Origin of the sequence: Mesorhizobium sp. AR02 (genome assembly GCF_024746835.1) — a bacterium.
In the GTDB taxonomy this organism is placed as follows: domain Bacteria; phylum Pseudomonadota; class Alphaproteobacteria; order Rhizobiales; family Rhizobiaceae; genus Mesorhizobium.
Map to the genome: position 1 here is coordinate 2420334 of NZ_CP080531.1, position 22766 is coordinate 2443099.

20 protein-coding genes are annotated in these 22766 nt (G+C 64.4%); 14 read left to right on the forward strand and 6 right to left on the reverse strand.

Annotated elements, in window-relative coordinates; all coding sequences use genetic code 11:
• Window positions 1-291 precede the first annotated feature (291 nt).
• The 4 genes from DBIPINDM_RS15705 to speB all read right to left on the reverse strand — a co-directional run bounded on the left by DBIPINDM_RS15705 (window position 292) and on the right by speB (window position 3552).
• Window positions 292-939, reverse strand: a complete 648-nt coding sequence (locus tag DBIPINDM_RS15705) for an amino acid ABC transporter permease (protein WP_258588100.1) — start codon at window positions 937-939, stop codon at window positions 292-294.
• Window positions 936-1592, reverse strand: coding sequence for an amino acid ABC transporter permease (locus tag DBIPINDM_RS15710; RefSeq protein ID WP_258588101.1), 657 nt, complete (start codon window positions 1590-1592; stop codon window positions 936-938). Before DBIPINDM_RS15710 ends, DBIPINDM_RS15705 begins: the two co-directional genes overlap by 4 nt.
• A 6-nt stretch (window positions 1593-1598) precedes the next feature.
• Complete coding sequence (locus tag DBIPINDM_RS15715; protein ID WP_258588102.1) at window positions 1599-2408, reverse strand: transporter substrate-binding domain-containing protein; 810 nt, start codon at window positions 2406-2408, stop codon at window positions 1599-1601.
• Between the two features lie 82 nt (window positions 2409-2490).
• The gene (speB, locus tag DBIPINDM_RS15720) at window positions 2491-3552 is read right to left on the reverse strand and encodes an agmatinase (RefSeq protein ID WP_258588103.1); all 1062 of its coding nucleotides are present in this window, start codon (window positions 3550-3552) and stop codon (window positions 2491-2493) included.
• A 210-nt stretch (window positions 3553-3762) separates the two neighbouring features.
• Between speB and gcvA the strand changes: the two genes are divergently transcribed.
• The 8 genes from gcvA (at window position 3763) to DBIPINDM_RS15760 (ending at window position 13039) form a co-directional block, all read left to right on the forward strand.
• Window positions 3763-4737, forward strand: coding sequence for a transcriptional regulator GcvA (gcvA, locus tag DBIPINDM_RS15725; RefSeq protein WP_258588104.1), 975 nt, complete (start codon window positions 3763-3765; stop codon window positions 4735-4737).
• A gap of 136 nt (window positions 4738-4873) precedes the next feature.
• On the forward strand, window positions 4874-6178 hold the full coding sequence (pncB, locus tag DBIPINDM_RS15730; RefSeq protein ID WP_258588105.1) for a nicotinate phosphoribosyltransferase: 1305 nt from the start codon (window positions 4874-4876) through the stop codon (window positions 6176-6178).
• Window positions 6179-6608: 430 nt separating this feature from the next.
• The gene (locus DBIPINDM_RS15735) at window positions 6609-8048 is read left to right on the forward strand and encodes a hypothetical protein (RefSeq protein WP_258588106.1); all 1440 of its coding nucleotides are present in this window, start codon (window positions 6609-6611) and stop codon (window positions 8046-8048) included.
• A 154-nt stretch (window positions 8049-8202) separates the two neighbouring features.
• Window positions 8203-9525: an ABC transporter substrate-binding protein gene (locus DBIPINDM_RS15740; protein WP_258588107.1), complete on the forward strand. Its 1323-nt coding sequence runs from the start codon at window positions 8203-8205 to the stop codon at window positions 9523-9525.
• 217 nt (window positions 9526-9742) lie between these two features.
• On the forward strand, window positions 9743-10624 hold the full coding sequence (locus DBIPINDM_RS15745) for a branched-chain amino acid ABC transporter permease (protein WP_258588108.1): 882 nt from the start codon (window positions 9743-9745) through the stop codon (window positions 10622-10624).
• Window positions 10621-11583, forward strand: a complete 963-nt coding sequence (locus DBIPINDM_RS15750) for a branched-chain amino acid ABC transporter permease (protein ID WP_258588109.1) — start codon at window positions 10621-10623, stop codon at window positions 11581-11583. The genes DBIPINDM_RS15745 and DBIPINDM_RS15750 overlap by 4 nt, the downstream gene beginning before the upstream one ends.
• Window positions 11580-12305 (forward strand): ABC transporter ATP-binding protein, encoded by a 726-nt coding sequence (locus DBIPINDM_RS15755; protein WP_258588110.1) that lies wholly within the window; start codon window positions 11580-11582, stop codon window positions 12303-12305. Before DBIPINDM_RS15750 ends, DBIPINDM_RS15755 begins: the two co-directional genes overlap by 4 nt.
• Window positions 12302-13039, forward strand: coding sequence for an ABC transporter ATP-binding protein (locus DBIPINDM_RS15760; RefSeq protein ID WP_258588111.1), 738 nt, complete (start codon window positions 12302-12304; stop codon window positions 13037-13039). The genes DBIPINDM_RS15755 and DBIPINDM_RS15760 overlap by 4 nt, the downstream gene beginning before the upstream one ends.
• On the opposite strand, the gene DBIPINDM_RS15765 is transcribed toward DBIPINDM_RS15760, so the two are convergent.
• Both DBIPINDM_RS15765 and pncA read right to left on the reverse strand, forming a co-directional pair.
• On the reverse strand, window positions 13040-14482 hold the full coding sequence (locus DBIPINDM_RS15765) for a sodium:proton antiporter (RefSeq protein WP_416361760.1): 1443 nt from the start codon (window positions 14480-14482) through the stop codon (window positions 13040-13042). It abuts the gene before it with no gap.
• Window positions 14483-14686: 204 nt separating this feature from the next.
• A complete protein-coding gene (gene pncA / locus DBIPINDM_RS15770; protein WP_258588112.1) occupies window positions 14687-15301 on the reverse strand; it encodes a bifunctional nicotinamidase/pyrazinamidase in 615 nt (204 codons plus the stop codon).
• A 296-nt stretch (window positions 15302-15597) separates the two neighbouring features.
• Between pncA and DBIPINDM_RS15775 the strand changes: the two genes are divergently transcribed.
• Genes DBIPINDM_RS15775 through DBIPINDM_RS15800 form a run of 6 tightly spaced genes read left to right on the forward strand, consistent with a single transcriptional unit; the run spans window position 15598 to window position 22722 of the window.
• Window positions 15598-16458: an FAD binding domain-containing protein gene (locus tag DBIPINDM_RS15775; protein ID WP_258588113.1), complete on the forward strand. Its 861-nt coding sequence runs from the start codon at window positions 15598-15600 to the stop codon at window positions 16456-16458.
• Entirely contained in the window at window positions 16455-19271 is a 2817-nt protein-coding gene (locus DBIPINDM_RS15780; RefSeq protein ID WP_258588114.1) for a molybdopterin-dependent oxidoreductase, read from the forward strand. Before DBIPINDM_RS15775 ends, DBIPINDM_RS15780 begins: the two co-directional genes overlap by 4 nt.
• Window positions 19268-20809: a 6-hydroxynicotinate reductase gene (locus DBIPINDM_RS15785; protein ID WP_258588115.1), complete on the forward strand. Its 1542-nt coding sequence runs from the start codon at window positions 19268-19270 to the stop codon at window positions 20807-20809. Before DBIPINDM_RS15780 ends, DBIPINDM_RS15785 begins: the two co-directional genes overlap by 4 nt.
• Window positions 20809-21693 carry a UPF0280 family protein gene (locus DBIPINDM_RS15790; RefSeq protein ID WP_258588116.1) on the forward strand — a complete coding sequence of 295 codons (885 nt, stop codon included), beginning with the start codon at window positions 20809-20811 and terminating at the stop codon, window positions 21691-21693. The genes DBIPINDM_RS15785 and DBIPINDM_RS15790 overlap by 1 nt, the downstream gene beginning before the upstream one ends.
• A complete protein-coding gene (locus tag DBIPINDM_RS15795; RefSeq protein WP_258588117.1) occupies window positions 21686-22270 on the forward strand; it encodes an amino acid synthesis family protein in 585 nt (194 codons plus the stop codon). Before DBIPINDM_RS15790 ends, DBIPINDM_RS15795 begins: the two co-directional genes overlap by 8 nt.
• Entirely contained in the window at window positions 22267-22722 is a 456-nt protein-coding gene (locus DBIPINDM_RS15800; RefSeq protein ID WP_258588118.1) for a MarR family winged helix-turn-helix transcriptional regulator, read from the forward strand. Before DBIPINDM_RS15795 ends, DBIPINDM_RS15800 begins: the two co-directional genes overlap by 4 nt.
• Window positions 22723-22766 lie beyond the last annotated feature (44 nt).

Consider the following 22766-nt stretch of genomic DNA (forward strand, 5'->3'; position numbering starts at 1 on the left):
ACTGGTCGCCATGTCTCCGCCACTTGTCTGGCGCAAATCATACGCCGGTAATTCGCCGCAGTGACGCGATCCCCGACAAGATTCGCGCCATAATTCTTTCCGCTCCAACGGCAGCTATCGGGATTGCCGTAAGCCACTCTGGACGGCTGACCTGAGGCGCGAAGCTGCTGTTGGGTGAGGGCCTCAGGAAGTTCGCCTATGGATCAGGACCTGCCATTCGCCAATGCCGCGGAAACAGCTACCTGATTAGTTGTCGCCGTCGATGCCCGGTCAACACAACATGCCTTCGGCTCAGTGGGCCGCCGCGCGCTTCTCGAGCGAACGGGCATATTGCGTCAGGGGAAAGCACATGGCGAAGAAGATCAACGCCACCAGCCCGTAGACCTTGAACGGTTCGAAGGTGGCGTTGTTGATGGCGTTGGAGGTCCGCACCAGCTCCTCGAAGCCGATGATCGAGGTCAGCGCCGTCGACTTGATCAGCTGCACCAGGAAGCCGACCGTCGGCGCGCGGGTGATCGAGAACGCCTGCGGCAGGATGATCAGCCTGAGCTCCTGCAGGTAATGCAGGCCGAGACTGGCGCCGGCATCCCACTGGCCACGCGGCAGCGCGTCGACGCCGGAGCGCCAGATCTCGGCGAGATAGGCACTGGCGAAGAAGGTGAGGCCGAGCACCGCCGCGGTCCACGGCTCGATGCGCAGGCCGAGCATCGGCAAGCCGAAGAACATCAGGAACAGCTGCATCAGCAGCGGCGTTCCCTGGAACAGGGCGATATAGCCGGAGGCGATGCGCCGGCTCCATGTGTTCTTGGAGATGCGGAAGAACAGAACGACCATGCCAACGATGCCACCGCCAATGAAGGCTGCCAGGGACAAAAGCACGGTCCAGCGGGCGGCGAGCAGAAGGTTGCGAACGATGTCCCAGAAGGTGAATTCGATCATGACACGCCAGCTCCGAGCGCGCGGCGCCCGCCGGTGACCAGGAGCCGGCGCAAGGCCATCGACAGAGCGAGATAGACCAGCGTCACGACGAAGTACGTTTCGAAGGAGCGGAAGGTGCGCGCCTGCAGCATGTCGGCCTCATAGGTCAGCTCGCGCACCGCGATCTGCGAGACCACGGCCGACTCCAGCATCATGATGACGATCTGGCTGGTCAGTGCCGGATAGATGATCTTGAGCGCCTGCGGCAGCACGATCTTGACGAACACCTGGCGGGGCCTCAAGCCCAGCGCCAGGGCGGCTTCCGTCTGCCCGCCCGGCACGGCGTCAAGGCCGGCGCCGACGATCTCGATCGTATAGGCCGCCATGTTGAGCGTCATCGCCAGCATGGCGGCCAGGATCGGGTCGAGCCTGATGCCGAGGCTGGGCAGGCCGAAGAAGATGAAGAACAACTGCACCAGGAACGGCGTGTTGCGCATCACCTCGACATACCAGGCGATGGCCCGCTTGAGCAGCACGGGGCCGTTTCGCCGTCCGGCGGCGCCCAGGATGCTGAGCAGCGTGCCGGCCAGCGTGGTCACGGCGATCAGCAGGATCGTCGTGGCCGCGCCGTGCGCGATGTCGCCTAAAGCACCCGGGAGCCAGGCAAAGGCCACGGAAACTCAATCCTTGAGGTTGTCGGGGTTGAGCGGCGTCTTCAGCCAGGCTTTCGAGCTTTCGTCCAGCTTGCCGTCGGCCAGCATCTTGGCGACTGCATCGTTGACCGCTTTCTTGAGAGCGTCCTCATTCTTGTTGAGGCCGATATGCGAGGGCGAGGTCAGCAGCTGGAATTTCTGCTCCGGCTTCAGCACATCCTGCTTGGCCAGCACCTGGGCGCCGACATCGTTGCCGACGACCATCAGCTGGGTCTGACCAGAGATGAAGGCCTGGATGACCGAATTGTAGTTGTCGAAGCGCTTGATGTCGGCCGAGGCGGGTGCAGCCGCGGTGAGCGAGGTGTCCTCGAGCGTGCCGCGATTGACGGCGATCGACTTGTCGGCAAGGTCTTCCTTGCTTTTGACCGACATCGCGGCGGGACCGATCACCGCGATGTAGTAAGGCGCGTAGGCGGCGGCGAAGTCGATGACCTGCTCACGCTCCTTCGAGTAGCCGACGCTCATCAGGATGTCGACGCGATGGTCGTTCAGATAGGGGATGCGGTTCTGGCCGGTGACGGCGACCGGATTGAGCTTCACCTTGAGCGTGTCGGCGATGTATTGCGCGACGTCCATGTCATAGCCCTTGAGGCTCATATCGGCGCTGGCCGAGGAGAAGGGCGGGAAGTCGGCAAAGACGCCGACATTGATGGTGCCGGCCTTGGTGATGTCAGCCAGCGCGTCGGCATTGGCCGCCTGCGTGGCGATGCCGAGACCGGCGGCGCCCAGCACCAGGATGGCGGCGATGGATGATTTGAGTGTCGAGTGGATTGTCATTGTTATTCCCCTTCTGGAAGCTTTTGATTGTCTGGGTCGGCCGCCGGCTCCAGCGCGACGGCCGCCTTTGCTTTTCTGAACGTCAAGCGCCCTTGCTGGTGATTGCCGGGCTGAACACCATCAGGCTCAGGATATCGAACAGCACCTGGGCGCCGGCATGCGCGGTGTTGGTGGTGGCGTCATATTGCGGCGCCACCTCGACGACGTCGCCGCCGACGATGTTGAGGCCCTTGAGGCCGCGCAGCAGTTCGAGCACTTCGCGCGTCGTCAGGCCACCGACTTCCGGCGTGCCGGTGCCCGGGGCGAAGGCTGGATCGACGCTGTCGATGTCGAAGGAAACATAGGTCGGGCCGTCGCCGACGATCTTGCGCGCCTTTTCGATGATGGCGGGGATACCCAGCCCGGTCACCTCTTCGGCATGAACCACGGTCATCCCGGACTCGTAGGTGAACTCCCACAGATATTCGGCCGAGCCGCGAATGCCGATCTGGATGGTGCGCGTCGGATCGAGCACGCCATCGAGCACCGCGTTGCGGAACGGGCCGCCATGGTGGAACTTGGTCATGTCGAACAGGCCGCTGGTGTCGCAATGGGCGTCGATATGGATCAGGCCGACCGGGGCTTTCTTGCCGACCGCCTTCAGGATCGGATGGCTGATCGAGTGGTCGCCGCCGACCGACAATGGAATGACGCCGGCATCGACGATCTGGTTGGTGCGGCGCTCGATATCCTCATGGCTGATCTCCAGCCGGTAGCGGCTGCGGAACGGCGTGTCGCCGATGTCGGCCACCCTGAGTTCATGCGTCGGCGCGCATTCCAGCACGTGATTGTAGGGGCCGATGCGCTCGATGGCGCGCAGCGCCCTCGGCCCGAAGCGCGAACCCGGCCGGTTGGTGACGCCGAGATCCATCGGCACGCCGATGATGGCCACCTGCAGATCACCGAAATCCGGATTCTCCGCGGCGATTTCGCGATAGGGCGCGGCGAGGAAGGTCGGGATGCCGGAATAGGGCGCGAGCCTGGTGCCACTCTTGGAAAAGATCTTGTCGGCGACCTTGCGGAACTTCGGGTCGAACATCTCGCCGCCATGGCTCTCGCCATACTTGCGGCGCAAGGCGTCGAGCTTGCCGCGATCGTAACCCATATCCGTTCCTCCTGGCTGATGCAGTGCGGCCGTCGGCGACCTCGAACGAACTGACCGTCATCCGGCCGGGTCGCTTGTCCCGCTGGCTGCCCGCAGATTTCACGTCTTGATGCTGTTCTGAACTGAAGTGTCCGGCAGCCGCATTGAAAAATCAATTGATATTGTTAAGGCGTCTTCTGTGAGAAAATCTCACAAAGAAGTCGAGCTTCAATGGCCAACCGCCTGCCACCTCTCAACCCGCTGCGCGCCTTCGAGGCAACGGCACGCCATGGCTCGCTGACCAAGGCGGCGGGTGAACTGAATGTCACACATGGCGCCGTCAGCCACCAGATCAAGGCGCTGGAGCAGTCGCTCGGCGTCAAGCTGTTCGAGCGCGTCGGCCAGCGGGTCAAACTGACACCGCATGGTGCGGAGCTGTTGCCGGCGGTATCGACAGCCTTCGACGGTATCGCCGCCGCCACCCAGCGGCTGACGCGGCCGGCAAGCAGCGGCGCGCTGTCGGTGTCCTGTGTGCCGGCGCTGCTGTTGCTTTGGATGACGCCGAGGCTGGGCAGCTTCACCGCGCAATATCCCGACATCCAGCTGACGCTCATCCCCTCCAACGATCCCAGGGATATCCGCGCGCCGCATATCGATGTCTGCGTCCACTACGGCAATGGCAGCTGGGCCGATTGCTGGATGCGAAAATGGTCGGGGCTGGAACTGTTTCCCGTCGTCAGCCCGACCTTGATCAACAACCGGCCGATCCGCAGCGTTCGCGATCTCGCCGATCATGTCTTCCTGCATGGCGATGACGGCCGCGAATGGCACACATGGCTGGCCGCCGCCGATGCACTGGATCTCGAGCGCGGCCGCCGCCATCATCTGGGTGACGCGCGCATGGCGACCGAGGCCGCGGTGCACGGCCATGGCGTGGCGCTGGGCGATTCGGTGACGGCAAGCGCGCTGCTGGCCAGGGGCATGCTGGTCGCGCCGTTCAGCCTCTCCGTGCCGGCGGTCGATGAGTTCTATATCGTCTGCCGCAACGAAATGCGGACGACGCCGATCGTGCAGGTGTTCATCGACTGGCTGTTCGCCGAGAAGGCCGGGGATGACGGCCGCGCCGACGCTCCCGTCGCGGGCCGTATCATCAGCCGTCGCAAGCGTCCGCAACTGAAGGTCATTGGCGCGAAGACCGCGGGCTGAGACCGGCATGCTCATGGTCTTATGCAGGCCGTTCTTTTTGTCGGGCCAGCCTGAAAGCGGGCAGCGTTTTGGCCAATTCGATGCTATGAGGCCTGTCGCGATTGTGGGTGGCAGGCAGCGAAGGCGGTAACCAGACATGGCAAGAACCGATATTGCGCGGCGCGTCTACAACCATACCTGGAAGCTCGATCCGATCGTGCGCAGCCTGCTCGACACCGACTTCTACAAGCTTTTGATGCTGCAGATGATCTGGGGCATGTACCCCAAGGTCGAGGCCACCTTCTCGCTGATCAACCGCACCACTTCGGTGCGCCTGGCCGACGAGATCGACGAGGGCGAACTGCGCGAACAGCTCGACCATGCCCGCACCTTGCGCTTCTCCAAGAAGGAAATGATCTGGCTCGGCGGCAACAATTTCTATGGCCGCAAGCAGATCTTCGAGCCGGAATTCCTCGCCTGGCTGGAAGGTTTTAGGCTGCCGGACTACGAGCTGGCGAAGCGCGACGGCCAGTATGAACTGACCTTCAGCGGGCCGTGGATGTACACCACGCTGTGGGAGATCCCGGCGCTCGCCATCATCAACGAACTCAGATCCCGCGCGGCCATGCGGGCCTTCGGCCCCTTCGCGCTCGATGTGCTCTATGCCCGCGCCAAGGCCAAGATGTGGGCCAAGACCGAGCGGCTGAAGGCATTGCCCGGCATCCGCATATCGGATTTCGGCACGCGCCGACGCCATTCCTTCCTGTGGCAGCGCTGGTGCGTCGAGGCGCTGAAGGAAGGCATCGGCGAGGCCTTCACCGGCACCTCCAACGTGCTGCTTGCGATGGACAACGACCTCGAAGCGCTCGGCACCAACGCGCATGAGCTGCCGATGGTGTTCGCGGCACTGGCCAATTCCGAAAAGGAGCTGAAACAGTCGCCCTACAAGGTGCTGCAGGATTGGCAGCGCTACTATGGCGGCAATCTCTTGATCGTGCTGCCCGATGCTTTCGGCACCGCTTCCTTCCTGCGCGACGCGCCGGACTGGGTGGCCGACTGGACCGGCTTCCGCCCCGACAGCGCGCCGCCGATCGAGGGCGGCGAAAAAATCCTGTCCTGGTGGCGCGAGAAGGGCAAGGACCCCAAGCAGAAGCTGCTGATCTTCTCCGACGGGCTCGAGGTGGAAACCATCGAGGAGACCTACCGCCACTTCAAGGGTAAGGTTCGCATGTCCTTCGGCTGGGGCACCAACCTCACCAACGACTTCGAAGGCTGCGCGCCGACGGAAACCAACAGCCTCGATGCCATATCCCTGGTCTGCAAGGTCACCGAAGCCAATGGCAGGCCGGCGGTGAAGCTCTCCGACAATCCCGCCAAGGCGACGGGGGATGAGAAAGAGATCGAGCGGTATCTCAGGATTTTTGGCCAGAAGGACCGCGTGGAGCAATTGGTCAAGGTGTGAGAAGCGGCGGGCTCTCGGATAGGTCGAGTTCCTTCGTGCCCCCCTGTCCTGCCGGACACGTCCCACGCAAGGGGGCTACGGGTACGCAAACATTTTCAAAAACCGTTGTATCAACCGCTTGACGAGATTGTTCGATGACCCGGCTCCTTTCCTCTCCCTCCGGAGGGGGGAGAGGTGGCGCCGCGAAGCGGCGACGGAGTGGGGGAACCACTTGGCAACCACCGCAACAGGCATAGGAAAGAGGACCGCGCGCAAGCATCGTCTCGACCCGCGCCAGGGTCGACCCCCACTCCGTCGAGCTGCGCTCGACACCTCTCCCCCGATCGACGGGGGAGAGGAAGAGTGCCAAGCTATCCGAGCAGGCGCCTGTCTTCAAAAGCAAAGGCTCCCTTCCGAAGACAACAGCCTGATCTCCCCCCTCGTGGGGGAGATGTCCGGCAGGACAGAGGGGGGCACCGTAGAGCACCGCCGTCTATCGTTGGCCTTATTGCTCACCGCCGTATCGCTCATATCCCCCACCCCCGCCTTCGCCCACGCCTCCGACCGTGGTCACGTCCTGCTCCTGCCGACCGGCTACTATCTCGTCGGCGGCGCTTTCGCCGTAGCGATCAGCTTCTTGGTGCTGGCGCTGCTGCCGCCGGCGGCGCTCGACAACTTCTGGCGCCGGCGCCTGCCGCTTTTCACCTTCAGCGACAGCCCCCGCACCGCCATCAGCCTGATATCCTTTGCCGGCTTTGTAATCCTCATTGCCGCCGGGTTTTTCGGCAGCCGCGACCCGCTCTCCAACCCGCTGCCTCTGGTGATCTGGACGCTGCTGTGGGCCGGCCTCACGCTGCTGCAAGGCGTCTTCGGTGACCTCTGGTCGTGGCTCAACCCCTGGTATGGGCCGTGGCGCCTCGTCTCACGCCCGTTTGGCGCAAGCGATGAGGGATCATGGCGCCTCCCCCGATGGCTCGGCTGCTGGCCTTCCGTGATCCTGTTTTTCGCCTTTGCCTGGTTCGAACTCATCGATCCGGCGCCCGACGATCCGGCACGGCTAGCCTTTACCGCCGGCCTCTACTGGCTGTTCTCTTTCCTCGCCATGCTGGTGTTCGGCTATCGCGGCTGGAGCAGGAGCGGCGAGTTCCTGACCATCTTCTTCGCGATGGTGGCGCGTTTCGCACCGGTCGAGCGCGACGAGAAAGGCCGGCTCGCGCTGTGCTGGCCAGGCGCCAAGCTGCTGGCAGCGGAGCCTTTGCCGCCCAGCGGCGTCGCCTTCCTGCTGCTGGCCCTGTCGTCGGTCTCCTTCGACGGCCTGTCGAAAACCTTCTTCTGGCTCGGCCTGTTCGGCGTCAACCCGCTCGAATTCCCGGGCCGCACCGCCGTGATCGGCAGCGGCACTTTCGGGCTCGTCCTGACGTTGGTGCTGCTGACGGCGGTGTTCCTTCTCGCGGTCTGGCTCGGCCAGCGTCTGGCCCGCAGCGATCAGTCATTCGCCCAGGCAGCCGGACTGCTGGTGTGGTCGATCGTGCCGATAGCGCTCGCCTATCATGTCGCGCACTACCTGACGGCGCTGCTGGTCGACGGCCAATATGCGCTTGCCTCCCTGTCCGACCCGTTCGCGCTGGGCTGGAACCTGTTCGGCACCGCCGACATCCAGGTCGAGGCTGGCATCGTCGCCGGCGCGGAGTCGGCCTGGTGGCTGTGGAACATCCAGGCCGGCGCCATCATCCTGGGGCATGTGCTCGCCGTCCTCGTCGCCCACGGCTTTGCCTGGCGCCTGCATCCGCAGCCTGCCCGCGCCGCACTCAGCCAGTTTCCGCTCACGCTGCTGATGATCGCCTATACGGCCTTCGGCCTCTGGTTGCTTGCCACGCCGACCGCCGGATGAGAAAAGGGCGGCCCCGATGTCGTTGGGGAAAGCTCGCTTGCCACATCAAGGCTTTGGTGATTTAGTTTGTACACATGCAATTTTTTGCACCCTCTGAGCGAGGATGCCGAAGCCGCCTTATCGTTGGTCAAGACTGAAAAACAGGGGAACGAACATGGCTGACAAGAACGGATTTTTCGACCTCTCCAAGACTAGTCTCACCTCCAAGACTGCCCTTACCCGCCGCACCGCGCTGAAAGGTCTGGCCGCCGGCGCCGGCCTTGCCGTCGCGCCAGGTTTCGTCCGCTATTCCCAGGCGCAGAGCTCGGCGCCGATCAAGATTGGCTTCCAGTCACACCGCACCGGCATCGGTGCTGCCTATGGCCGCTGGTACGAGAAGACCACCGCAGCGGCGGTCAAGGCGATCAACGCCGCCGGCGGCATCAATGGCCGTCAGGTCGAGGTCATCATCGAGGATGACGGCACCGATCCCGGCCGCGGCGCCGAGGTGGTCGGCAAGTTCGCCACCCAGCACAAAACCGACATCGTCTTCGGCACGCTGTTCTCGCATGTCGTCATCGGCTCGGCGCCCGCCGCCGGCGAAAACAAGATGCCCTATTTCGTCGTCAGCGAAGGCCACCACGTCGCCTCGACCAAGCTCAACCGCTATGTCTTCCAGCCCGGCATCACCGATGTGAAAAGCCAGATCCAGTCGATGGCACCGTGGATTGCGGCTAATGCCGGCAAGAAGGTGACGCAGATCTTCCCCGATTTTGCCTTCGGCTACGACCATCGCGACTACCTGCCGCCGGCGCTGAAGGCGCAAGGGGCCGAGGTCATCGCCCAGATCGCGATCCCGCCGACGGAATCGTCCTTCACCAAATATTTCCCGCAGATCCCGCCCGAGACCGAGGTGATCTACCACGTCATGGTCGGCCCGGCGGTGCTCACCTTCGTCAAGGAGCTCGGCGAGTTCTACGGCTCCAACCGGCCGCAGCTGTTCGGCTTCATCGATTCGCTCGAAGCCACCGACATCAACAGCCCCGGGCTGGAATTCCTCGACGGCAGCCATTTCTGGGAAGGCTCGCCGCGCTATGCGCAGGCCGATGACAGCGAGGCGCAAAAGGCCTATCGCGCCGCTGTCGGCATCGACGACAATGGCGCCGCCGTCGGCGACCCCAAGGACGTCTCCACCGCCGCGCACATGTTCGGCTGCTGGGAGACACTCTATGTCGTCAAGAAGGCGATGGAAGACGCCGGCTACAAGGGCCCGGAAGACCGCGCCAAGCTGGTCGAGGCGACCGAGGCACTGACCGCCTTCGCCGAAGGCCCGGAGCATCCGCAGGGCGCAAAAACCTTCAACGGCAAGATCCACCAGTGCTTTGGCATCCAGAACATCTCGAAGGTCGAAGGCGGCAAGCTGAAGGTCGTGCACAAGACCAAGATCGAGGACGGGCTTTACGAGGCTGAGGGGGATTATACGACGCAGGCGCTTTAGACCCGGCTTGCCTGTAAGCGTGAGCGCCAAGGCACCCCCCTCTGTCCTGCCGGACATCTCCCCCGCAAGGGGGGAGATCGGCAGTTCATGCGGCAGTGCCCATCTGCCGGCGTTGATGATTGGCGAAACCAGAGACAGCATCCAATCTCCCCCCTTGCGGGGGAGATGCCCGGCAGGGCAGAGGGGGGTGCCTGGCGCATCCGCTGGTGCCTAGCCGATGCACTTCGGACCCCACCTCCTCCTCGCCGCCCTCGAAGGCCTCGTCACCTCAGCGGTGCTGGCGCTGACGGCGCTTGGGCTTTCGCTGGTGTTCGGCGTCATGCGGGTCGTCAACGTCGCGCATGGCGAGTTCTTCATGTTGGGCGCCGTGCTCGCCTGGGCGATCACCACGGCGATCGGCGGCCATCCGGCGCTCGGCTTCCTGGCGGCGCTGGTGATCGCGCCGCTGATTGTCGGCGCCATTGCGCTGGTCGCCGAACGGTTGGTGCTGCGCCGGCTCAATTACAATCCGGAGGCCACCATCGTTGCCACCATCGGCATGCTCTACATCATCCAGCAACTGGCGCTGACCTTCTATGGTCCCGAGGCGCGGCCCGTCGAGCCGCCGTTCAGCTACCGCATCCTTTTGCCGTGGTTCGGCTATTCCGGCTATAAGCTATCGATCATAGCCGCATCCGCGCTTCTCTTGATCGCAACATGGCTGGTGCTGACGGGCACGAAGATCGGCCTCGTCATGCGCGCCACGCAGTATGACAGCGAGACGGCGCAGGCCTTCGGCATTCCGGTCGGCCGCGTCTATGGCGGCGTCTTCGCGCTCGGTGCCATGCTGGCGGCGATCGCCGCGGTGCTGATCGTGCCGATCAGCCAGGCGCATTATCTGATGGGGCAGGACCCGCTGCTGCTCTCCTTCATCGTCGTCATCATTGGCGGCCTCGGCTCGCTGCGCGGCACCGTTGTCGCCGCCGTGCTGATCGGCATGTCGGACGGTATCATCTCGATGTTCTTCTCGCCGACGCTGGCCAAGATCATCGCCACGCTGCTGGTCGCCATGGTGCTGGTGTTCCGGCCGCAAGGCCTGTTCGGGACACAAGCTCGATGAGCGAAGCTTCGCCGGCAAAGGCCTATGCGCTGCATCTCGGCGTCATCGCGCTGCTCTTCGTGCTGAGCTTCCTGCTGCCGGAGTATTATCACGGCCTGCTCGCCCGCATCATGGTGCTGGCGGTGTTTGCCATGGGCTACAACATGCTGTTTGGCTATATCGGCCTGCTCAGCCTCGGCCATGCCATGTTCTTCGGCGCCGGGCTTTACGGCGCCGGCCTTTCCATCATCCAGCTCGGCTGGAGCGTGCCACTGGCCTTCCTCAGCGGCGTTGCCTGCGGCGCAGTGCTGGCACTGGCGATCGGCCTCCTGGCGCTGCGCACCACGGGCGTGGCCTTCATGATCGTCACCATGATGTTTGCCCAGGTGTTTTATCTCCTCATCCTCTACTTCGCGTCGTGGACCGGCGGCGATCAGGGTCAGGTCGTGCCACAGCCGGCGCGCGTCCTCACTTTCGGGGCGACCTCGCTCGATCTCACCAATCCGACCGTGCGCTACATGAGCGCGCTGGCGCTGTTCTCGCTCGTGCTGCTGATCACGCTGGCGATCGTCCGCTCAAGGTATGGCCGCGTGCTCATCGCCATCCGCGAGAATGAGGAGCGAACGAAGATGCTGGGCTACGACACCTTCTCCAACAAGCTGATAGCTGTCGTCGTCTCCGGCACAATCTGCGCCGCCTCGGGTGCGGCCTATGCGCTGCTGTTCGGCTATGTCGGCTCGAGCTTCGCCTCGGTGCAATATTCGATCCTGCCGCTGCTGTGGGTTTTGCTCGGCGGTGCCGCCACAACGCTCGGGCCACTGATCGGCACGGTCTTCATGTACTATGTCATCGACGTCACCAGCGGCTACACTTCGGCCTACCTGCTGATCGTCGGCGTGGCGCTCATCCTTTTGGTGCTGTTTTTCCAGAAAGGCATTTTGGGCACCATTCGCCAGCGCTGGCTTGGGTGGCTGCCATGACGCCGCTTTTGACGACGAAAGGCCTGTCACGCAATTTCGGCGGCTTGCGCGCCGTCGACAGTGTCGACTTCACCTTGATGCCGGGCGAAATCCGCGCCGTCATCGGCCCCAACGGGGCGGGGAAGACCACCTTCGTCAGCCTGGTCAGCGGCCGCATCCAGCCGTCTTCGGGCGCCATCGTCTTCGACGGCGCCGACATCACCAGCCTGCCGGCCTATGTCAGGGTGCGCCAGGGCATCGCCTACACCTTCCAGATCACCAGCGTCTTCGCCAATCTCAGCGCCTACGACAATGTCGCCCTGCCGGTGCAGCGCACGCTAAGCGATGGCCGCTCGAAGGGTGCGGTGCGTGCCGGCGTCATGATGGCGCTCGAACGCACCGGCCTTGCCGACCGCGCCCATATGCCAGCCGGGCAATTGTCCTATGGTCACCAGCGCCTGCTCGAGGTGGCGATGGGCCTGGCGCTGAAGCCACGCCTGCTGATCCTCGACGAGCCGACGCAAGGGCTGGCCGACAGCGAGATCGACAATTTCATCACGCTGGTGCGCGACATCGCCAAGGGCGCGACCGTGCTTTTGATCGAACACAACATGCCCGTCGTCATGCAATTGGCCGACCGCATCACAGTCTTCAATGCCGGCAGGATCCTGGCTGAAGGTACGCCCGAGGCGATCCGCGACAACGCGGCGGTGCAGGAAGCCTATCTGGGGACCGCCCCATGATTGAAACGAACAAGGCGGAGACGAGCAGGACGGAAGCGTTGCGGATCGCGGGGCTGGACTGCTTCTATGGCGAGGTCCAGGTGCTCTACGGCCTCGACCTCGTGCTGAACAAGGGCGAGGTGCTGTGCCTGTTCGGCCGCAACGGCGCCGGCAAGACGACGACGCTGAAGGCGATCATGGGACTGGTTCCTTCAAGTGCCGGCTCGATCAAGCTCGCCGGCCAGGAATTGACCGGCCTGCCGGCGCATGAGGTGCCGAAGGCCGGCGTCGCCTACGTACCGCAAGGAAGGCGGCTGTTCGCCGAGATGACGGTGGCGGAGAACATCGAGATCGGGCTGATGGCACGCGGCAAGGGTAAGGCCGTGCGGGAAAACGTCCTCGACCTTTTTCCATTGCTGCGCCAGCGGCTCAGGCAACGCTCGGGCACACTGTCCGGCGGCGAGCAGCAGATGCTGGCCATGGCGCGTGCGCTCTGCCTCGAACCGCAGGTGCTTTTGCTCGACGAGCCGACCGAAGGGCTGATGCCGTCGATGATCGCAAAAATCCGCGAGACGGTGGCGAAGCTGCGCGATATGGGCGTCTCGACCATTTTGGTGGAACAGCGCGTCGACGCGGTGCTGTCGGTCGCCGACCGCGTCTCGTTCATCGAGAACGGCCGTAACCGCGAGACGGTGGATGTCGAGGAATTGCGCGCCGATCCGTCGGCGGTCAGGCGCTATGTCGGCGTCGGCTGATCAGCCGAAGAACAGAAAGCCCGCGATCAAGAAGGTCGGGATCAGCACCAGCCCGGACCACAGCGTGTAGCCGAAGAAGCCGGGCATCTCGACGCCGCGCTGCCGGGCGATGGCATAGACCATGAAATTGGGCGCATTGCCGATATAGGTGTTGGCGCCCATGAACACGGCGCCCGCCGAAATCGCGGCAAGCGTCGAGGCAAACTCCGTCATCAGGTGGTGTGGATCGCCGCCGGCCAGTTCGAAGAACACCAGATAGGTCGGCGCGTTGTCGAGGAAGGACGACAGCGCACCGGTCAGCCAGAAATAGGCGAGGTCATTGGGTGTGCCTTGCGCCGAGGTGACGAGCGCGACCAGCGGCGCCAGCGCGCCCTCATGACCGGCCCTCAGGATGGCGATGACCGGCACGATGCAGATGAAGATGCCGGCAAACAATTTTGCCACTTCCGCGATCGGTCCCCAGTTGAAGCCGTTCGCCTCGCGGTATTCCTTGCGCGAAACCGCCAGTGAAACGAAGGCCAGCCCCAGGATGATGGCGTCGCGCACCAGGTTCTGCAGTTCCAGCGTCACGCCTTGAATGGAGATGCTGACCTCAGGCTCCCATGTCGCCGACAGCAGGATGGCGCCGATGACGCCCGCCAGCAGCGGAATGTTGGGCAGGCCGCGGATGCGTATCTTCGAATCCGGTGTCGGATCCTTGACCTTCGGCGCCCCGCCCTCGCGCCGGTGCAGGATGATGTCGATCGCCAGGAACACCGCCAGAACCAAGCCGCCAACGAACAGCGTCTCGCGATAGAGGTTCGCGGTTGTCCAAAAGAAGTCGACGCCGCGCAGGAAGCCGACGAACAGCGGCGGGTCGCCGAGCGGCGTCAGCGAGCCGCCGATGTTGGACACCAGGAAGATGAAGAAGACGACGACATGGGCGTTGAACGGCCTGTTATCATTGGCGCGGATGACCGGCCGGATCAGGATCATCGAGGCGCCGGTCGTGCCGATGACCGAGGCGAGCAGCGCCCCGACCAGCAGCAGCCCGGCATTGACCGGCGGCGTGCCGTGGATGTTGCCGGCGACCAGAATGCCGCCCGAAATGGTGAACAGCGCAAACAGCAGGATGATGAACGACATGTATTCAGTGAGAAGCGCATGCAGCACCGCCTCGGTCGCCGTGAGGACACCGAAGGCGAGCGCCAACGGCACCACCACGAGTGCGGCCCAAAGGGCCGCGATCTTGCCGTAGTGATGCTCCCAGACATGGTGGAACAGCAGCGGTCCGGTGGCGATCGACAGCAGCAGGCCGGCAAAAGGCAGCACCCACCATAGCGACATCGAGGCGCCGGGCAGCGCGTGCTCCTCGGCCGCGAAGGCTGCTCCCGGGACCAGCATCGCGACGGCCACGACGCATGCCGTGCGCAGGGGGAGCGAATATGAAAAAGGCCCCCTCATCCGGCCGCTACGCGGCCACCTTCTCCCCGAGGGGAGAAGAGACTGGCGTCAACGCTGGCGACCTCCTCTCCCCTCGGGGAGAGGTCGGATTGCCCCGAATTGCCCTTCGCAATTCGGTTGGCAATCCGGGTGAGGGGGACTTTGCCGGAGGGCGATAATCCCACCCCAAAACCGGGGAGCTCTGCCTGATGCTCCACCGTCGGTTCAGTCCGACAACTGGTCTTCAAGCGTCACGCCGGCATCGCGCATACGCTGCAGCATGGCATCGAGCGAGCCGTTGAGATCGATGCCACGGCAGGCATCGAGCCGGACGGTGGTTTTAAAACCCTGGCTGACGGCGTCCAGCGCGGAAAAGCCGACACAGAAATCGGTCGCCAGGCCGACCAGGGTGATGGTGTCGATGCCGCGCTCCCTGAGGTAGCCACCGAGGCCGGTCGGCGTCGTGTGGTCGTTCTCGAAAAAGGCCGAATAGCTGTCGATGGCGGGGCGAAATCCCTTGCGGATGACGAGTTCCGCCTTGGTCCAGGCAAGGCCGGAATGAAAATCCGAACCGAGGCTGCCCTGGATGCAATGGTCCGGCCACAAAGTCTGTTGGCCATAGGGCATTTCGATCATCGTGAAGGGCTGCGCGCCCGGATGGCTGGAGGCAAAGCTCGAATGGCCGGCGGGGTGCCAGTCCTGCGTCAGCACGACATGGTCGGTTCGCCGGATCATATCGTTGACCAGCGGCACGATCTCGTCGCCGCCGGTCACGGCCAACGCACCGCCCGGGCAAAAGTCATTCTGCAGGTCGATGACAACAAGCGCTTGGTCGGCCATTGGGCCTCCTTCTTCTCTGCGTTGGGCTCAGGCTCCAGTAGAAAGATGCCGCGAACGCGACCGGAGGCAGAAACTTGACCAGATGGCCGGCCGCGTCAACCTCCGAAGGCGTAACAATCTCGTTGCATGCGCCCCGGCCAGGACGACAGCCCAAACTCTGGCTTTGACAATTTCCACGGGCTTGATATCATTTGCATACGAATGAATTTCCGGTCAGAAACCGGCAAGACGATCCCGGGGTAAACGCCTTGGGAGGGCCAATTTCGGGGAAGGCCCCATCTCTGGGAAGGCAAAGCGTGATCCGTTACGCGAAACCCACCACGGTCGACGAGGCGCTCGCGCTGCTTGGCGAGGGCGCCTGGCGCGTTCTTGCCGGCGGCACGGATTTCTATCCGGCGCAGGGCGCGAAACCGTTCCGCGACAATGTCCTCGACATCAACGGCCTCGCGGCGCTGCGTGGCATCGCCGAGACGGATGACCATTTTGTCATCGGCGCGCGCACGACATGGACTGACATCATCCACTATCCCTTGCCGCCAGCCTTCGACGCGCTGAAACAGGCCGCGCGCGAGGTCGGCTCGCCGCAGATCCAGAACGTCGCTTCCGTCGCCGGCAATCTCTGCAATGCCTCGCCTGCCGCCGATGGTGTACCGGGCCTGCTCGTGCTCGATGCCGAGGTCGAGCTGCGTTCGGCAACGACGACGCGCCATCTACCCTTGCCGGATTTCATTCTCGGCAACCGCCGCACGGCCATGCAGCCTGGCGAAATGGTGACGGCCATCCGCGTGCCGAAACCTGCCGCGAGCGGCACGTCCGCCTTCGTCAAGCTCGGTGCTCGGCGCTACCTCGTCATTTCCATTGCCATGGTGGCGGCGCGTCTGGTCGTTGAGAACGACACTGTCGTTGAAGCGGCGATTGCCGTGGGATCATGTTCGGCTGTCGCCAAGCGCCTTGCCGGCGTCGAAGCCGCGATACGCGGGTTGCCTGCGGATGGCGGGCTTGCTGCCGCGATCCAGTCCACACCGATGACGGAACTGTCGCCGATCGCCGATGTGCGCGGCAGCGCCGAATACCGGCTGGATGCGGTGCGCGAGATCGTTGGCCGGACCGTGCTGATGGCCGCCGGGCCAACAAACGACCACATGGTGGCAGCATGAGCCAGGTTCTGCCTGAGGTGGATGAAGCTCTGCTCGATCTGGGCGGCATTCCACCTGGCCTCGGCCCTGAACGCGCCGACATTGCCTTCGCGGTCAATGGCGCGGCCGTTTCGGTCAATGTGCCACCGCTGCGCCGGCTGTCCCAGGTGCTGCGCGATGAATTGCAGTTGACCGGCACCAAGGTTGGCTGCGACGCCGGCGATTGCGGCGCCTGTACGGTGCTGGTCGATGGCGATCCCGTCTGCGCCTGCCTGATGTCGGCGGCCTCAGCCGCTGGCGCATCGGTGACGACAGTCGAAGGGCTCGCCAATGGCCGGCTGTCGGCATTGCAGGCCTCTTTCCTGGCGCATGGCGCGGCGCAGTGCGGCATCTGCACGCCGGCGCTGCTGGTCGCGGCGACAGCACTGCTGGATACGAAGCCCAAGCCGACCGAGACCGAGGTGCAGGATGCGCTGGGCGGTATTTTGTGCCGCTGCACCGGCTACCGGAAGATCATCGCGGCGGTGATGGAGGCTTCTCAGCAGGCAGCAAGCCTCGATTTCTGCCTGCCCCAGTCCGGCCACGCCGTTGGCGCGTCACCAGTCAGGCTCGACGGCCTGCCGAAGGTCACAGGCGGCGAAAAATTCGGCGGCGATTCCTTCCCGGCCAATGCGCTGGCGGTGCTGGTGGTCCGCTCGCCGCATTATCACGCCGGCTTCGCCTTCGGCGATCTCGACGGCTGGACCAAGGCGCATCCCGGCATCGCCGGTGTCTTCACCGCGGCCGACATTCCGGGCAAAAACTGTTTTGGCGTGATCGGCCCTTTCGCCGACCAGCCGGCGCTGGCCGAAGGGTTTGCGCGCCTGCGCGGCGAGGCGGTGGCACTCGTCGCCGGCGAGCGCGAGGCGATGCTCGATCTCGACCTGTCGGATTTCCCGGTGCGCTGGACCGAGTTGCCGCATTTGCTGCAGCCTTGCGAAGCACAGGCCGAAGGGGCGGCACTGATCCATGACAACCGACCAGCCAACCTGTTGACCTCCGGCTTTGTCGAACGCGGCGATCCCGAGGCGGCCCTTGCCGCCGCCGCCGTCACGGTTTCCGGCGCGATCGACACCTCCTATGTCGAGCATGCCTATATCGAGCCCGAGGCCGGCCATGCCTATATGGATGGCGACACGCTGGTCGTCGTTGCCTGTACCCAGGCGCCCTATATGGACCGCGACGATACGGCGAAGGTGCTCGGCCTTGCCGTCGACAAGGTGCGCATCGTGCCGACCGCGACCGGTGGCGGCTTCGGCTCCAAGCTCGATGTCTCGCTGCAGCCGCTGATCGGCCTCGTGGCGCTGAAGACCGGTAGACCGGCGGCGCTCGCCTACACGCGCAACGAATCGATGATGTCGACGACCAAGCGACACCCGGCCGAGATGAAGGCGACCATCGGCGCCGATGCCGACGGCCATGTCACCGGCATGATCTTTGCCGGCGATTTCAACACCGGCGCCTATGCCAGTTGGGGACCGACCGTGGCCAACCGCGTGCCGGTGCATGCATCCGGCCCCTATGCGACGCCAAACTACCGCGCCGAGGGCCGCGCCATCCACACCCACGGTCCGATCTCCGGCGCCTTCCGTGGCTTTGGCGTGCCGCAGGCGACGATCATGCAGGAGACGCTGTATGATGAGCTGGCTGGCAAGCTCGGCATCGATCGGCTCGATTTTCGCTTAAAAAACTGCCTTCGGAACGGCTCCGAAACGGTTACCGGACAGCGACTGGACTCCGGCGTCGGCATTGCCGAGTGTCTTGAATCCCTGCGGCCGCATTGGGCGCGCGCGACGGCCGATGCGGATGCTTTCAACGTTGCCAACAAAGACAGAAAGCGTGGCGTCGGCGTGGCGTCCTGCTGGTATGGCTGCGGCAACACCTCACTGCCCAACCCGTCGACCATCCGCGTCGGCATCGTGGCTTCGGGTGACGTCATCCTGCACCAGGGTGCCGTCGATATCGGCCAAGGCTCGAACACCGTCATCACCCAGATCTGCGCCGATGCACTTGGCCTGCCGCTGGAAAGATTCCGGCTGAAGAGCGCCGATACGGCGATCAGCCCGGACGCCGGCAAGACCTCGGCCTCGCGCCAGACTTTTGTCACCGGCAAGGCGGCCGAAAAGGCTGGCCGCGCCTTGCGCGAAAAAATCCTGCGGTTCGCCAATGTCTCGGATAAGGCCTCCCTGCAGCTGGATGGCTCCGCGATCGTCATCCGCGAGGGTGACGCCGCGCGCCGCATCGATCTCGCCTCGCTCGACTTGGATGCCGATGGCTTCGTCTTCCGCGCCGAGGAAACCTATGATCCGCCGACGCTGCCGCTCGATGCCAAGGGCCAGGGCAAACCCTATGCCCTCTATGGCTACGGCGCGCAGATCGCCGAGCTCGAGGTCGACCTCAAGCTCGGCACGGTGAAGCTGCTGAAAATCACGGCCGCGCACGATGTCGGCAAGGCGATCAACCCGCTGCTGGTCGAGGGCCAGATCGAGGGCGGCATCGCGCAAGGCATCGGCATGGCGCTGATGGAAGAATACATTCCCGGCCGCACCGAAAACCTGCACGATTATCTCATCCCGACCATCGGCGACGTGCCGCCGATCGAGACCATACTGGTCGAGGTTCCCGACCCCGAGGGCCCGTTCGGCGCCAAGGGGCTGGGCGAGCATGTGCTGATCCCAACGGCGCCAGCGATCCTCAACGCCATCCGCCACGCCACCGGCGTGCTCATCACCAAGGTTCCGGCGACGCCGACGCGTATCCGCGCCGCCATCCGCGAAAAGGAGGCGCGCGCATGAGCGAGCTTGCCGAGCGTTTTGAGACCCATGATCCCGGCGAGAAGCAGGTGGCGGAGAAGATCCGCTGCGATGCCTGCCCCGTCATGTGCTACATCGCCGATGGCCGCACCGGCGCCTGCGACCGCTATGGCAATGCCGGCGGCCGCATCGTGCGCATGGACCCGCTGACCATTCTCGACCATGCGGCCGAGACCGGCGCGGTAATCGTGCCCTTCGTCGCCGAGGGCGAGGCATGGGACGGCGAACTGGTCAACACCGGCCGCCGCTTCGTCACGGCCATCGGCGCCGGCACCACCTATCCCGACTACAAGCCGGCGCCGTTCATCGTCAGCCAGGAGGTCGAGGGCGTCGATCTCGTCACTGTCGTCACCGAAGGCATTTTCTCGTACTGCGGCGTCAAGGTGAAGATCGATACCGACCGTCATCTCGGACCCGAAACGGCAATCGTGCGGTCGCAGGGCGAGGCGATCGGCCATGTCACAACAGGCGAATATGGCTCGCAGATGCTGTCGCTGGGCGGCGTCCATCATCTGACCGGCGGCTCCAAGTCGGAAGGCCGGGCGACCTGCGACGCGCTGCTCAATCTGTGCAACCGCAAGCCGGTGGAACTGACCATCGACGGCGGCGCCACCATCATCGTCGAAGCCGGCAAACCACCTGTCATCGACGGCAAGCAGGAACACCGCATGCGCGTCGGCTGCGGCTCAGCGACCATCGGCATGTTCGCCACGCAATGGCGCGGGCTGGTCGACGAGGTGGTGGTGGTCGACGACCACATCACCGGCGTGGTTTCCGAACACCAGGCCGGCAAGGTGCTGGGCTGGCAGGACACCGGGATCAAAATCATCGGCCGCCGTTCGACGCCGGGCCGCTATTTCAAAGTTTCCGAGCCCGGCCTCGGCTGGGGCGGCACCAGCATCTCCGACCCGTTGTCGATCCTCGGTGAGTGGAACGCCAAGAAGGGTGCGCGGCCGGGCCTGTCGCTGCTGATGGTTTCGACCACCGGCGAACAGTTTGCCTATTACGAGCTCGATGACGAATTGAAGCCGGTGGAAAAACCGTTTCCGGAGCGGCTGCAGAAATCCGTGAACCTGATCGAGGACAATTGCGAGCCGGCTTTGTGCACCGTCCTGTTCATCGGCGGCGCCGGCGGCTCGCTGCGCGCCGGCGTCACCGAAAACCCGGTCAATCTCACCCGCTCGGTGCAGGGCTTGAAGACCTATGTGACGGTCGGCGGCGCGCCGGTCTATGTCTGGCCGGGCGGCGGCATCACGCTGATGGTCGATGTCACGCGGGTGCCGGAAGGCGCCTTCGGCTATGTGCCGACGCCGGCGCTGGTGGCACCTATCGAATTCACCTTGCGCCGCGACGACTATATCAGGCTCGGCGGCTACGAAGCCGAGATCCGCAGTGTCGAGGATATCGTCGCCAAGGGCGGCGAATACCTCAATGCACGCAGCGGCACCGGTGCCGCGCCCAGCAATCCCTGGCCGCCGCTGGCGCAGTTGCGCCGGGCCGCTTCGAACGGGACTGGATGATGGACGGCCCGCAAGCGCATTGGCTGCAGGACGGCAAGCGGCTGCATCTCAACCATGGGCCGATCGATCTGATCGTCGAGGCCTTTGGCGAGGCGGATGAGTGTCGTGCCGCCTACGCCCAGGCCGTCACGCGCTTCCAGACGATCCTGATCGAGTTGGTCGAGGAGCTTCCCGAATTGCGGCTCCCAGCGTTTTTCCTGGCGCCACGCACCTTTGCCGGACCGACGGCGCGCCGCATGGAAGCCGCCGTCATGCCTTTGGCGGAATGTTTCATAACACCAATGGCCGCCGTTGCCGGATCGGTAGCCGACGAAATGCTTGCCGCGCTGCTTGCCGGCCGCAAGCTCGATCGGGCCTATGTCAACAATGGTGGCGACAGCGCCCTTCACATCGGCATGGGCCGATCGATCGGTCTGGCGGTCGCCGGCACCGGCAACGGCATGGCCGACCGGATCACCATTCGCGCGGAAGATGGCGTTGGTGGCGTCGCCACCAGCGGTTGGCGCGGCCGCTCGTTTTCACTCGGCATTGCCGACGCCGTCACTGTGCTGGCGCGGACCGGCGCTGAGGCCGATGCGGCGGCGACGCTTATTGCCAACGCGGTAGACCTGCCCGGCAATCCCGCCATCAAGCGCATTCCCGCACGCGAACTGTCGCCCGACAGCGATCTCGGCGCGCGGTTGGTGACGCAAGGCGTCGGTACGCTTGCACTTGGCGAAGTGGCGCGGGCGCTGGACAATGGCCTTGCCGTCGCCGAAGATTTTCGCCGGCGCGGTCTGATTGCCGCATCGGCGCTGTTTCTTGGCGGTGAGGCCCGCATCAGTGGTTCCGTGGCGCTTTCCGCGCCCAACAAAAATTCGAGGGAGGAAGTTGCCCATGCCTGAGTTCCCGATCCGCAAGGTCGCGGTGCTGAGCGAAGAGATCTTTCACGAGGGCGGTCCGGTGGCCGAGGTGCCGCGCCGGCGTGCGGCGGCCATGGCCGTGGTCAGGAACCCGTTCGCCGGGCGCTATGTCGAGGATTTGCAGAGCGCCATGGACGATCTGAAGCCACTCGGCCTGCTGCTTTCCGACAAGCTCATCGCCGCGTTGGGCGGTGACGTCAAACAGATCGACGGCTATGGCAAGGGCGCCATTGTCGGCATTGCGGGTGAACTGGAGCACGGCGCGCTCTGGCATGTGCCTGGCGGCTACGCCATGCGCGAGCGGCTCGGCGATGCCAAGGCGATCGTGCCCTCGGCCAAGAAGGTCGGCGCCTTCGGCTCGAAGCTCGACGTGCCGCTCGGCCACATCAACGCAGCCTATGTGCGCAGCCATTTCGACGCCATGGAAGTCGGCATCAGCGACGGTCCGCGCCCCGACGAGATTCTTTTTTGTCTGGCCATGACCTGCGGGCCGCGGGTTCACAACCGCATGGGCGGGTTGGCGGCAGCCGACATCAAGGCCTGGGACGGGCTGCGGTGAGCGGCGAGGAGCTCAAGCTGGTCGAAGTCGAGGCGCCGGACGATCAGGATTACCTCCTGCAGGAGCAGGTCGGCTTCATCCTGCGCAAGGCGCATCAGCGCCATGTCTCGATCTTCGCCGCCCATATCGGCGACCTGACGCCACCGCAATTCGCCGCGCTGGCCAAGCTGCGCGATGTCGGCGAGACCTCGCAGAACCAGCTCGGCACGTTGATCGCGATGGATGCGGCGACGGTGAAAGGTGTGATCGACCGGCTGAAGGCGCGCGGCCTGGTCGAGCTTTCCAAGCATGAGGTCGACAAAAGGCGGCTGCTGGTCAATTTGACCCCCGAGGGTCGCGACGCGATCGAACGCCTGATCCCGCTGGCGCGCGAGATCACCAGGGAAACGCTGGCGCCGCTCTCGGCCAAGGAGATCGCCACCTTCACGAAGCTGCTGGCGAAGCTGGCGTAGGTGCGGCGGCGAGGTCCTTTCCTCTCCCTCCAGAAAGGGGAGAG

What these genes read in the sequence shown, in the direction of transcription:
- DBIPINDM_RS15705 (WP_258588100.1), bottom strand. Translation starts at nt 939, where the DNA reads ATGATCGAATTCACCTTCTGGGACATCGTTCGCAACCTTCTGCTCGCC.
- DBIPINDM_RS15715 (WP_258588102.1), bottom strand. Translation starts at nt 2,408, where the DNA reads ATGACAATCCACTCGACACTCAAATCATCCATCGCCGCCATCCTGGTG.
- speB (WP_258588103.1), bottom strand. Translation starts at nt 3,552, where the DNA reads ATGGGTTACGATCGCGGCAAGCTCGACGCCTTGCGCCGCAAGTATGGC.
- gcvA (WP_258588104.1), top strand. Translation starts at nt 3,763, where the DNA reads ATGGCCAACCGCCTGCCACCTCTCAACCCGCTGCGCGCCTTCGAGGCA.
- pncB (WP_258588105.1), top strand. Translation starts at nt 4,874, where the DNA reads ATGGCAAGAACCGATATTGCGCGGCGCGTCTACAACCATACCTGGAAG.
- DBIPINDM_RS15735 (WP_258588106.1), top strand. Translation starts at nt 6,609, where the DNA reads ATGTCCGGCAGGACAGAGGGGGGCACCGTAGAGCACCGCCGTCTATCG.
- DBIPINDM_RS15740 (WP_258588107.1), top strand. Translation starts at nt 8,203, where the DNA reads ATGGCTGACAAGAACGGATTTTTCGACCTCTCCAAGACTAGTCTCACC.
- DBIPINDM_RS15745 (WP_258588108.1), top strand. Translation starts at nt 9,743, where the DNA reads ATGCACTTCGGACCCCACCTCCTCCTCGCCGCCCTCGAAGGCCTCGTC.
- DBIPINDM_RS15750 (WP_258588109.1), top strand. Translation starts at nt 10,621, where the DNA reads ATGAGCGAAGCTTCGCCGGCAAAGGCCTATGCGCTGCATCTCGGCGTC.
- DBIPINDM_RS15755 (WP_258588110.1), top strand. Translation starts at nt 11,580, where the DNA reads ATGACGCCGCTTTTGACGACGAAAGGCCTGTCACGCAATTTCGGCGGC.
- DBIPINDM_RS15760 (WP_258588111.1), top strand. Translation starts at nt 12,302, where the DNA reads ATGATTGAAACGAACAAGGCGGAGACGAGCAGGACGGAAGCGTTGCGG.
- DBIPINDM_RS15765 (WP_416361760.1), bottom strand. Translation starts at nt 14,482, where the DNA reads ATGAGGGGGCCTTTTTCATATTCGCTCCCCCTGCGCACGGCATGCGTC.
- pncA (WP_258588112.1), bottom strand. Translation starts at nt 15,301, where the DNA reads ATGGCCGACCAAGCGCTTGTTGTCATCGACCTGCAGAATGACTTTTGC.
- DBIPINDM_RS15780 (WP_258588114.1), top strand. Translation starts at nt 16,455, where the DNA reads ATGAGCCAGGTTCTGCCTGAGGTGGATGAAGCTCTGCTCGATCTGGGC.
- DBIPINDM_RS15785 (WP_258588115.1), top strand. Translation starts at nt 19,268, where the DNA reads ATGAGCGAGCTTGCCGAGCGTTTTGAGACCCATGATCCCGGCGAGAAG.
- DBIPINDM_RS15790 (WP_258588116.1), top strand. Translation starts at nt 20,809, where the DNA reads ATGGACGGCCCGCAAGCGCATTGGCTGCAGGACGGCAAGCGGCTGCAT.
- DBIPINDM_RS15795 (WP_258588117.1), top strand. Translation starts at nt 21,686, where the DNA reads ATGCCTGAGTTCCCGATCCGCAAGGTCGCGGTGCTGAGCGAAGAGATC.